General features: G+C 64.6%; 6 protein-coding genes. All 6 read right to left on the bottom strand.

The genetic code is table 11. The features are described from left to right. Window positions 1–110: 110 nt before the first annotated feature. The 6 genes from GTA51_RS14700 to GTA51_RS14675 all read right to left on the bottom strand — a co-directional run bounded on the left by GTA51_RS14700 (window position 111) and on the right by GTA51_RS14675 (window position 9,450). On the bottom strand, window positions 111–437 hold the full coding sequence (locus tag GTA51_RS14700; RefSeq protein ID WP_160962347.1) for a hypothetical protein: 327 nt from the start codon (window positions 435–437) through the stop codon (window positions 111–113). 439 nt (window positions 438–876) lie between these two features. Next, window positions 877–1,245, bottom strand: a complete 369-nt coding sequence (locus GTA51_RS14695) for a DsrE family protein (RefSeq protein ID WP_160962345.1) — start codon at window positions 1,243–1,245, stop codon at window positions 877–879. Window positions 1,246–1,311: 66 nt separating this feature from the next. Continuing rightward, window positions 1,312–2,076, bottom strand: coding sequence for a hypothetical protein (locus GTA51_RS14690; protein WP_160962343.1), 765 nt, complete (start codon window positions 2,074–2,076; stop codon window positions 1,312–1,314). A gap of 231 nt (window positions 2,077–2,307) precedes the next feature. Continuing rightward, on the bottom strand, window positions 2,308–3,459 hold the full coding sequence (locus GTA51_RS14685; RefSeq protein ID WP_160962341.1) for a polysaccharide deacetylase family protein: 1,152 nt from the start codon (window positions 3,457–3,459) through the stop codon (window positions 2,308–2,310). Window positions 3,460–3,475: 16 nt separating this feature from the next. Then, window positions 3,476–4,570: a glycoside hydrolase family 18 protein gene (locus GTA51_RS14680; RefSeq protein ID WP_246198154.1), complete on the bottom strand. Its 1,095-nt coding sequence runs from the start codon at window positions 4,568–4,570 to the stop codon at window positions 3,476–3,478. A gap of 14 nt (window positions 4,571–4,584) precedes the next feature. Then, on the bottom strand, window positions 4,585–9,450 hold the full coding sequence (locus tag GTA51_RS14675) for a tetratricopeptide repeat protein (protein ID WP_160962337.1): 4,866 nt from the start codon (window positions 9,448–9,450) through the stop codon (window positions 4,585–4,587).

Here is a 9,450-nt window from a genome sequence, read left to right as displayed (position 1 = left end):
GCCCGGCTGGTGCAACGAAATCTGTTTCAGCAATGTGAAATTCTCGACCTCATTGACCCGCGACGGCAACGCTTAAAACCAAACAATTCTAGCAGGCTATCTCTTCTAAATTAGCCGGACAGAAATGGCTTGAGGGCCTGGAGTGCTACGCCAAATTCCTTATCACTCAGGATGTCGGCCGTTGCGGCCAGGCCGCTGAGCTGCACCAGTTTGCCCTCGTTGCCTGGATCAATAACGGCGGAGCTGATGGAATGGACGACGCCGAGGCCCTCTTGCAAGGCCTTGGCCGTTTCCACGGAGTTTTTTTCGTTCCAAAAGAGCAAAATAACCGCAATAACAAGGAGTATAAGACCGATAAGCACGCCGACAAAGGACTGGCCGATGCGACTGAACCACGACGTGGTGGTGACTTCTGTAAAGGAATCGTCGTCAGACATGTGGCCTCCTGCGCAAATGCAACAAAGAAAGAAATTGTCTGGCCTGATTTTTTAACGACATGGAATTGTTGCCAGCCACAACAGGATGGCGCACTGCAATGCCAGGGCGGACTCCTTGCGTGCAACGGTCTTACCCAACAGGAGGACGCGGCACCAGGCTCCCGAGAGAACCCAGTATCCTCTATTGTTTACAAAAACCGTATGATTCCGTCAAGACGCCACAGACGACCGAAGCCACAGAGAGCCTTTTCCCATTCCTGAACCAGTGTGCGTCTATTGGTAAATGGTGTGCTATTTTAGTACGATAAATTTTTTGTGGCCAAACTGCCAGCCGATAACCCCTGGCAGGAACCTTCGGCCAAAAAAAGAGCCGGCACAGCGCCGGCTCTTGAAAGGATGACTCGCGACAGCGGGCGGCCAAGGGCCGGCCCGGTGAAAACTAAAACGACATTGCGGTCACGCCGTCCTGAACCAGGATGTCCATGGCCGTCCCGCCCGTGCCCAGCGCCCACATCGGGTCGAGATCTTCGGCCGTGACACCCCGGGCCTGGCAACACGGCGTGCAGACCAGAAACGGCACGTCCTTGACGTTTTCGCGCAGCCAGCCCACATGGGCGGCCATGGAATCGCCGGTTATCGCCCGTACCCGGTCAACGATCTCGGGTTTGGCCAGATACACGGCCTCATCCACCAGGAGCACGCCGGCCAGCCCGCCGCGTTCGGCCGCCAGTTTGATAAACTGCATGGCCCGGGTGGCCTGGGACTGTTCGTCCGGTCCGCACGAAATCATAAAGAAAATCTTTTGCATGGTGTCCTCCTCGGTTGCCTTGGCCCCTTCGGGGGCAGGCTGGTCTGGTCTCGCCGCCGTTGCCGCCTACAGCCCTTCGACGCCGCCGAGGTGGGTCAGAAAAGCCGTGAAATTCCCGGTATATTCAAAATTGCCCACATGGGTGAACACGCTGTGCACATCGGCGAAAATCTCGCCCCCCATGTCGGTCCAGCGTTTGCAGAAGGCGTAATCCTCGGGCAGATATTCCCGACGCTGTGTATCGAGTGCCGTGTCAAAAAAAGCCACGTTATCGGTGCTGTCGTCATTGGTGTGGGAACTGTCGTAGACCAGTTCCGGGTAGGCCGCGGCCATGCGCGTGAGCACCTCGCGCTTGATCATCATAAAGCCCGTGGCCCCGTACTCCACCTGCAAAAGTCCTGTCACCGGCTCGGGACGGCTTCCGGGCTTGAGCTTGACCGCGTAATGCATGGCGGCAGCCGCCGCCACCCGCGAGAGCGCCTTGTGATCCACCATGCGCAGCTTGTCGATGTCGAGATATTTGACCGGATAAATACCGCAGACCACATCCTTGTCGGCTTCCAGGTATTTGAGCGGCAGCTCCGGTGAAAATCCGATGTCGGCATCAATAAACAGCAGATGCGTGTATTCCGGCAGACGCAAAAATTCGTTGGCAATCAGATTGCGCGCTCTCGGAATAAGACTCTCCTGGGACGGCGTCAGCAGGCCGGTCTTTATGCCTTGGCGTTCCAGAAAACCAATGCACTCCACCAGCGCCCGCATATAGGTCACCGTCACCTGGCCACTGTATGCCGGCGTACCAATCAGCAACATGGGCTTTTCTTCGGCCATGCAAATCCTCCCCCGGCCGCCCGTGCCGGGCTGGCCGCTTCCCCTCTATCGGACCCGCATCCCGGAAAGTCAATTGGTTCCCGCCCCTTGAGCAGAGACGACGGACACGGTTACGCCACCCCCCTTATCCATTTCGGGGGGGCCGGGGGGATCATCCCCCCGGTGGGTCCAGGGCAAAGCCCTGGTGGGGTCCGGGGCAAAGCCCCGGTGGAGTCCGGGGCAAAGCCCCGGCTACTTCCCGCTTTGGGGCAGGTAGTACTTGCCGTCGCGCAGTTGGGCGGTTTTGCGCACGAAGGTGCTGAGCGCGTTGAGGGTGACGTAGGCGACGTCTTTGTCTTTGGCGAGTAGCGGCAGGAGCGCCCGCCACTGCTCGTTGGTGAACTCATCGGGTCCGTGGGAATAGAGGCAGCACACGCCGCCGACTTCCTTGAGTTTTTTGAGGAAGGCCGCGACGTTGGCGGCAAATTCAGGGGCCGTGACGTTGGTGCCGAAAGCTTCGCGGGGTTTGACGGCGTAGATTTGGTACAGGTCGTAGCCGCCGGGAGCGCCCAGGGCGGCGTTGCCGGCGGTGCCGACGCGGCCGCAGTCGTTGCCCAGTTCCCGGGCCACCTGCCTGGAGGCGGGGTCTGAGACCAGGAACGGGTAGACCATGGAGCGGCAGACAAAGCCGGGCAGGCCGGTTTCGATGTCGTGCCTGGCACCCTCGATTTCGTAGCGGGCGTTGGCGGGGATGTTGACGAACAGGGGCGCAAAGCCGTTCTTGAAATAGATGTCGGTATTGTCTTTTTCGAGCAGGAAGCGGGAGTGGATGTTGGCGTAATAGGGATCGCCGAGGGTGGCGACGACGCCGCGCACGGTGTTGAGCGCATCGACAAGTTGCTTCAGGGTCTGGTTGCGGCCGGTTTCGGACAGGTCCAATTCGGCCACGGGTTGCGGATTGTCGCCGGCCATGATGCGCAGGACGCCCTTGCCTTGGTCCACGACGGCGTGGGCGGCCGTGATTTTCGCATCGTAGTAGCGCAGTTTGACGGCCCCGCCCGGGGCCACGGAAACATGGTCGCGGGTGTGGTTGGCGATCTCGTGGCCGGCGGCCACGGCCTTGGCCAGGCGGGCGTAGTCGTCGGGCGTTGCCTTGGCGGTATTCAGGGCCAGGGTGGTCTTAAAGCCAAAGGCGTCGCAATCGGCGGCGAGCTGGGTCCACAGGTCGAGGTTGGCCAGATCGTCGATGATGATGTTGACGTAGGCGCGGGGTCCGTTGCCGGGCAGGGGGACGCCCCGGGTGGCTTCCGAAAAGCCCTGGGCCTGGGCCGGGACGAGCGCGGCGGCAAGCAGCAGGCAGGCGGCCAGGAGGCCGCCGCAAAGGACACAACAGCGTCGAAGCACGAAACGGACCTCCGTGTCAGTGTTTGAGGGTGGCCAGCCAGGGAAACAGCGACGGGCTGTTGCCGCCCAGGCGCCACAGGACCAGCCGGGAAAAACCGGCGGTTCGGGCGGCTTGCCAGAGCGTTGCCAGGGTGGTGGCGTCGGCGTGCCAGATCTCGTGGTTTTTGCCGGCCTCGTCGCGATAGCGGGAGACGAGGTAGCCGTCGGGGGCGGAGCGGCTGGGCTGGAGCTGTTTGCGGGCAACCAGATCAGCGGCTTCGGCTTCGCCGAGTTGTTTGGCGGCCTTGCCCTCGGTCCAGTCGAAACCGCCGGTGGCCAGGGCCAGGGAAGTGGCGTCAAGCAGGCCGATGGCGCGCAGGGAGTCGGCCTGTTCGGCTAAAAATTTCGGCGTGGCCTTGGGGCCGGGGCCGGAGTGGGAGCCGAAGAGATTGTAGCCCATGAGCACGTAATCCGGGCCGGCGGGCATGGGGGCGGCCAGATAGCGGCGCTGGGGCTGGAGCACCACGGACAGGGCCAGTCCCCGGGCGGTGGTTGCGGCATACAGCTCGGCAACGAACACGGAAAAATCCGGCCACACCGCAGCGGCCACGTTTTCGTAATCGATTTCCAGGCCGGCGAACCGGGAGCGCTCGGCCAGCCGGATCAGTTCGTCGATATGCCCGGCCCGGGCCTGCCGGCTGGAGACGAGCCGGCGCACCAGTTCCGGGTCTTTGAGCTTGTTGCCTTTACCCGAAGGGGTGACCACGTCGTTGACCACGGTCAACAGGGCCGGCACGGAGCCGAAGACGGTTTTGGCATCGTTGCCAAGGGCCGCCGCCCAGGCCGGGGCCAGGGAAGGGTGGTCGCCCTCGTCGAAGTAGGCGGCAAAAACCCGGACAGAGGTGAAAAGGCCTTTGTTGGCGCGCCATTCGGCCAGTCCCTTGGCCAGATCCCAGTCGGCGATCCAGGCGGAGAGATGGTCGGCAGCACCCAGGCGAACGGCGGGAGCGGAGGAGGTCCGTGGGGCGGCGGGCCGGTTGCCCTCCTGGGCCAAGGTGGTTGCCGGCGGCACGCAGGCCCAGAGCAGACAGGCCGCAACAAGGGCCAGCGCCAGGGGAAACCCCTGGCGCAAGGCCCGTTTATCCGTCAGAAGGTGTAGGTTATTCCTGCCCATGCTTCATTGAGGTTATAGTCTGCCGTACTGAAGTAGGAGTACTTCACTGACAACTTTAACCTGTCCTGCATGGTTATGTCCATGCCGGCGTTGGCCCGCCAGACTTGCCGCCAACTATTGTTGCGGTCGCTGGAGGTGCCGTAGCCCAGGCTGCCGTTGATGGTAAACCAGCGGGTGGGCGAGTAGCCAAAGGAACCGTAGGCCAGGTGGGTGGCCAGATTCTGGGGCGCCCAGTACTGGATGGGGTTACGGTCGCTGTTGGCGAACTGGAAGGCGTAGCCCAGCGAGAACAGCGGGTATTCGGTGAGCCGGCGCAGCAGGCGGCCGTCGATGGAGGCGGTGTTGTTGCCGTCGGTGCGCGAGATGCCGTGGGCATTGACGAACAGATCCCAGAAATCCAGAATCCGGTTGTGGGTGAAAAGGCTCACCCGGTTGGCCATGATCTGATCGGAGATGGCTTCCACGGTGTCGATGCGTTCGTTGGCCACCTGCAAATCCCAGGTGCCGTCGATCTTGGCACCCTTGGGGGCCAGGGGGCCGTGGAGCGTGGCCTGGGCATTGGCCCAGGTGCCGGGGCCGCCGGTGGTGGCGGTCAACTGGCCTTGCAGTTCCAACCAGTATTCGGGATGGAAAAACCAGCGGCCGCCCACGGTGAGATCCTGGCCGGTGAGGGTCTGGCTGTAGCGCGCGTTGGCGATGCTGTAGAGATCCTCGGCCGAGACAGTGCCGTTTTCGGCGGTATTGGCAAAGGCCGTAAGGATCTGCCCCCGGCGCTGGTAGCTCTCAATGGACCACTCCACGCCGCCGACCTTGGTATAGACGACGAAGTCTTCGCGCACATGGACGTTGCCGCCCAGGCCATACCAATAGTAGCGGCGGTTGTCGCTGTCCCACCAGGTGGTGGCGATGGCTTCGGCCTTGGGGCGCACCCGCAGTTCGGCCCGGTAGAGCTGCTCGGAAGCGCGCAGGGAATCCGGGGCCAGGGCCACGGCCTTGCGGGCCAGCTCCATGGCCACGGGGTCGTCGTAGCCGTAATAGGCGTTAACGGCCTGGTTGTAGGTCAGATCGGCCGGGTTGACTTTGCGCTCGGCCGCTTCCTTGAAGTAATTCTCGGCCTGTCCGACCTGCTCATGCCAGGAATAGACCTTGGCCAGTTCCAGGGAGACCTGATGCATGGGGTTGGCTTCGTTGAGCCAAATATCCAGGGCGGCGGCGTCCATGGCCGGGGAGACGGCCTTGGAGGCTGTTTGCCGGGGGTTGGCCACCGGCGTCCAGTAGCCTTCCGGGGACAGCTCAAAGGCCACGGGGAAGGTCGTGGCCACCACCGTATCGTAGGGGGCGGCGTCGGCGGTCAGCAGTTCGTCCGGGGCAGAGCCGCCGGGGTAGAAAAAGACCGGTCGGGTCTGGCCGAGAATCTGTCCTTTGGGGTCCAGGGCGTGCAGCCGGGCGGTCAGCCGGGCGGCGGCGTCCTGTCCGCCGGCCGCAGCGGGATCGGCCCCGGCGGCGTACCACAGGCTGATCTTTTGGCCGCCGCCGGCTGGGACGCTGGGCGGATTGTGGTCGGTCAGGGCCAGGGACCAGCGGCCTGTGCCGACCAGCCGGGCCACCTGGGCGGCGTCGGGCAGATACGGCGTGGCCGTGGTCAGGGATTCGCCGCCGACAATAAGGACGGCCTTGCCGCCGGCAGCGGCCAGGAGGGCGTCGATCTTCTCCAGGACGCCGGCGTCGGTGCGGTCGATGAGCAGCACCACCGAGGGGCCGGTACCGGCGGCAGGCTGGCCAAGGGCGGCCTCGCCCACCGGCCGGGAGGTGAGTTCGTCAACGCTTAAAAACGTGCCGCCCCGGGCGGCCACGGCCTGGATGTGCTCGGCCACCTGGGACAGGCGCACCTTGCCCGGGGCCTCGGTGTCGCGCACGTCGGCGTAGTACAGGCTTAAAACGGCGCTGTCCGGGCCAAAGGCGCGCAGCTTTTCAAGTGTCGGATAGGCCGGGCGGAAGTCGTGGTCGGCGGCGGCGGCAATGGCGAACTTAAGCCGCACCGAAGCATCGTCCGGGGCGATTTCCAGCAGGGTCTTGGCCACCTTGTGGGCCTCGCCGGCCTTGCCGGTCAGCTGGTAGACGCTAAGCAGCCCGCGCAGCGAAGACAGTTGGCGCGGATTCTTGGCCAACAGGGCCTCGAACTGCTCCTTGGCCTCGGGGAACTTCTCCTGGTCGAGCAGCACCCGGCCAAGCATGTTCTGCATGGTCAGGGAATCGGGCTCAAGGGCCAGGGACCGGCGCACGTAGCCTTCGCCGGCCGCCAGTTCCTTGGAGAATTCCGACGCTTCAGCGGCGTGGCGCAGCAGCTCTTTGTCAGCGGGATGCCGGGCCAGTCCGATCTCGGCCTGTTGCACCACCTCGGTGTACCGGCCAAGCCCCATGAGCGCCTCGCACAGGATGGAACCCAGGACCGGGTCGGCCGAGGCGGCGTAGGCGGCGGAGACGGCATCCACCGTGCGGGCGAACTGGTTTTGGCGATTCAGCGCCCGGCCCAGGCCCGAGAGATAGTCAGGGGAATCGGGCCGCTCGGCCAGAAGCGTACGGTACAGCGCCTCGGCTCCGGCCGGGTTGCCCAGTTCCAGGCGCACCACGGCGGCGGTGGCGAAAACGGCCCGATCCTTTTTCGCCACCTTGTTTTCGTACCAGGCGGCATACTGCCGGGCCTCGGCAAAGCGGTTTTCGGCCGTCAGCAGCGAAATGACGCGCATACGCATGACATCGTCGCCCGGGGCCAGGGCCACGCAGCCCTGGAAGTGGGTCAGGGCCTTGGTCATGTCGCCGTCGAGGAAGGCGAATTCGCCCAGGGCGTAGTCGCGGTCAAAGGGCGAGGCACCGGCAATGGCCTGGGCCAGCAGGGCGTCGGCTTCGGCGGTCTGTCCCTGGCGTTTCTTGACCAGGGCCAGATAGAGCCGGGCCTGGTTCTGGCCGGGATCGGCAGCGATGGCAGCGGTTAAAAAGGTGGCGGCTTCGCTGAAACGGTTGGCCCGCCACAGGGCCTTGCCGGCCTCGGTCTGTACTGCGGCCAGGGCCTTGGGCGGGATGCCCGTGGCCCAGGCCGGCGGCGTCAGAAAGAAAAAGCCGTCGACGATCTCCTGGGCGGCCAGGGTCTGGGCGATGCGCAGATAGAGTTCCCGGGCGAGCGTCGGGGAGAGCGTCCCTTTGACCAGCCGGCCGTCGGCGTTAAAGCCGGATACACTGACCTGGCCAAGGCCCGTGGCCCCCAGGGCGGCCAGGGTGCGCAGCTTTTCCAGCGCCAGGGGCACCTGGCCGTTTTGCAGGCCGGACATGGCGGCCAGCAGATCCGTGTAGGGGCCGGCCGGCGCGCCGGCGACCACCTTGCCCACGAGATCCCAGCGGTTCTGGGCGGCCAGACTCCAGGCCAGACCCAGGACCGAGACGTCCGGGGCCTGGGTTTTGAGCAGCGCCAGGGCTTCGCCGGTTTTGCCCTGTTCGATCAGCAGCGGCACGACGCGGGCCACCAGCGGGTCTTCGCTGCCCAGGCCGTCGGCCAGGGCTTCCTTCCAAAAGGCCAACGCGGTGTCGTAGCGACGCCCGGCCCACATGCGCCAGCCGATGTCGCGCATGACAGGGGCCTTGAGGTCCGTGCCGGCCACCAGTTCCCGCACGGCGGCGACGAGCCGGGGCGTGTCCCCGGACTGGCCGATGCGGGCGACCATAAGATTGGCCAGTTCGATGAACTGGTCGCGAAAGAGCTTTCGATTCTTGATGCGGGTCAGGGACGCGGCCGCTTCGTCGTAGGCCCCGTTGTGCCAGGCGACCAGCGCCTTGCCGAAATTGAGCCCATCCTGATCGGCCGCTCCGGCCAGGCCGGTCTCGAACTGGCTGGCCGCTTCGCCCTGGCCCGAGGCCGAAAGCGAGAGGATGTACTGGCCTTGGAGCACGGGATTTTGGGGGTCGAACTGGAGGCTTTTCTCCAGAAAATCGGCGGCCCGCTTGTAATCCTTGGAGGCCAGCCGGGCGTCGGCGATCCAGGCGGCCCAGCGGCCGACGTCGGGCGCGTTGCGCCAGTCTTTTTCCCAGATGTCGGCGGCGGCAGCGGTATCGCCCTGGTTGTAGCGCACCCAGCCCAATTCGCCGGCCACGGCCACCCGGTCGTAGCCGTTGGCTCCGGCCTGTTCCAGAAGCTTTTGGGCCAGATCGAGCCGCTTTTGGGCCAGCATATCTTTGCCGGCGTAAAATTGCAGCGCTCCCAGCACGTCTTTGGGGGCCGAGCCTGGAGCTGCGCCGGCCAGGGCTTCCATGGCGGCGTGATCCCCGGCGGCATAGCCGGCCAGCAACGTTGCCGCTTTTTTGCCTTGGGCCGAGGCCGGGTTCCAGACAGACAGGAAGCGCTTGAGGTCGGTCCGGGTTCCGGGTTTGCCCAGCAGATCGAGAACCAGGGTGGCGGCCACGTCTTCGCTGATGCCGGCGGCGTAGCGGGCCAGGGCCGGATCTTTGCCGCCGGCCTTTTCATCGAGGCGCAGCAAGGCGGCCAGGGTCAGGATATTGGTTTCGGGGTTGTTCGGTTCGACCTTAAGGGCCACGGCCAACGTCTCGGCGGCCCCGGCATAATCCTTGGTCCGAAGCTGCAACGTGGCCTTCTGGTTCCACAAGGGCGGATAGGCCGGGTCCTGGGCCATGGCCTGGGTGACCAGCGCCATGGCCTGTTCCAACTGTCCCAGGGCGGCGGCCTGCTGGGATTGGCGCAACAGTGTCACCACCGAGGCTTCGGCGGCCAGGGCGGTGGTCGGCGTGGCCAGGGCCAGGGCCATGGCCAAAATGATGCCTTTGAGTACCAT

This window comes from Solidesulfovibrio aerotolerans (assembly GCF_009856865.1).
GTDB classification, from domain to species: Bacteria; Desulfobacterota; Desulfovibrionia; order Desulfovibrionales; family Desulfovibrionaceae; genus Solidesulfovibrio; species Solidesulfovibrio aerotolerans.
This window is presented reverse-complemented; position numbering and strand designations above follow the sequence as displayed.

Bases quoted from the DNA above. Each gene is read 5' to 3' on its own strand.
- GTA51_RS14700 (WP_160962347.1), bottom strand. From the start codon at position 437: ATGTCTGACGACGATTCCTTTACAGAAGTCACCACCACGTCGTGGTTC.
- GTA51_RS14695 (WP_160962345.1), bottom strand. From the start codon at position 1,245: ATGCAAAAGATTTTCTTTATGATTTCGTGCGGACCGGACGAACAGTCC.
- GTA51_RS14690 (WP_160962343.1), bottom strand. From the start codon at position 2,076: ATGGCCGAAGAAAAGCCCATGTTGCTGATTGGTACGCCGGCATACAGT.
- GTA51_RS14675 (WP_160962337.1), bottom strand. From the start codon at position 9,450: ATGGTACTCAAAGGCATCATTTTGGCCATGGCCCTGGCCCTGGCCACG.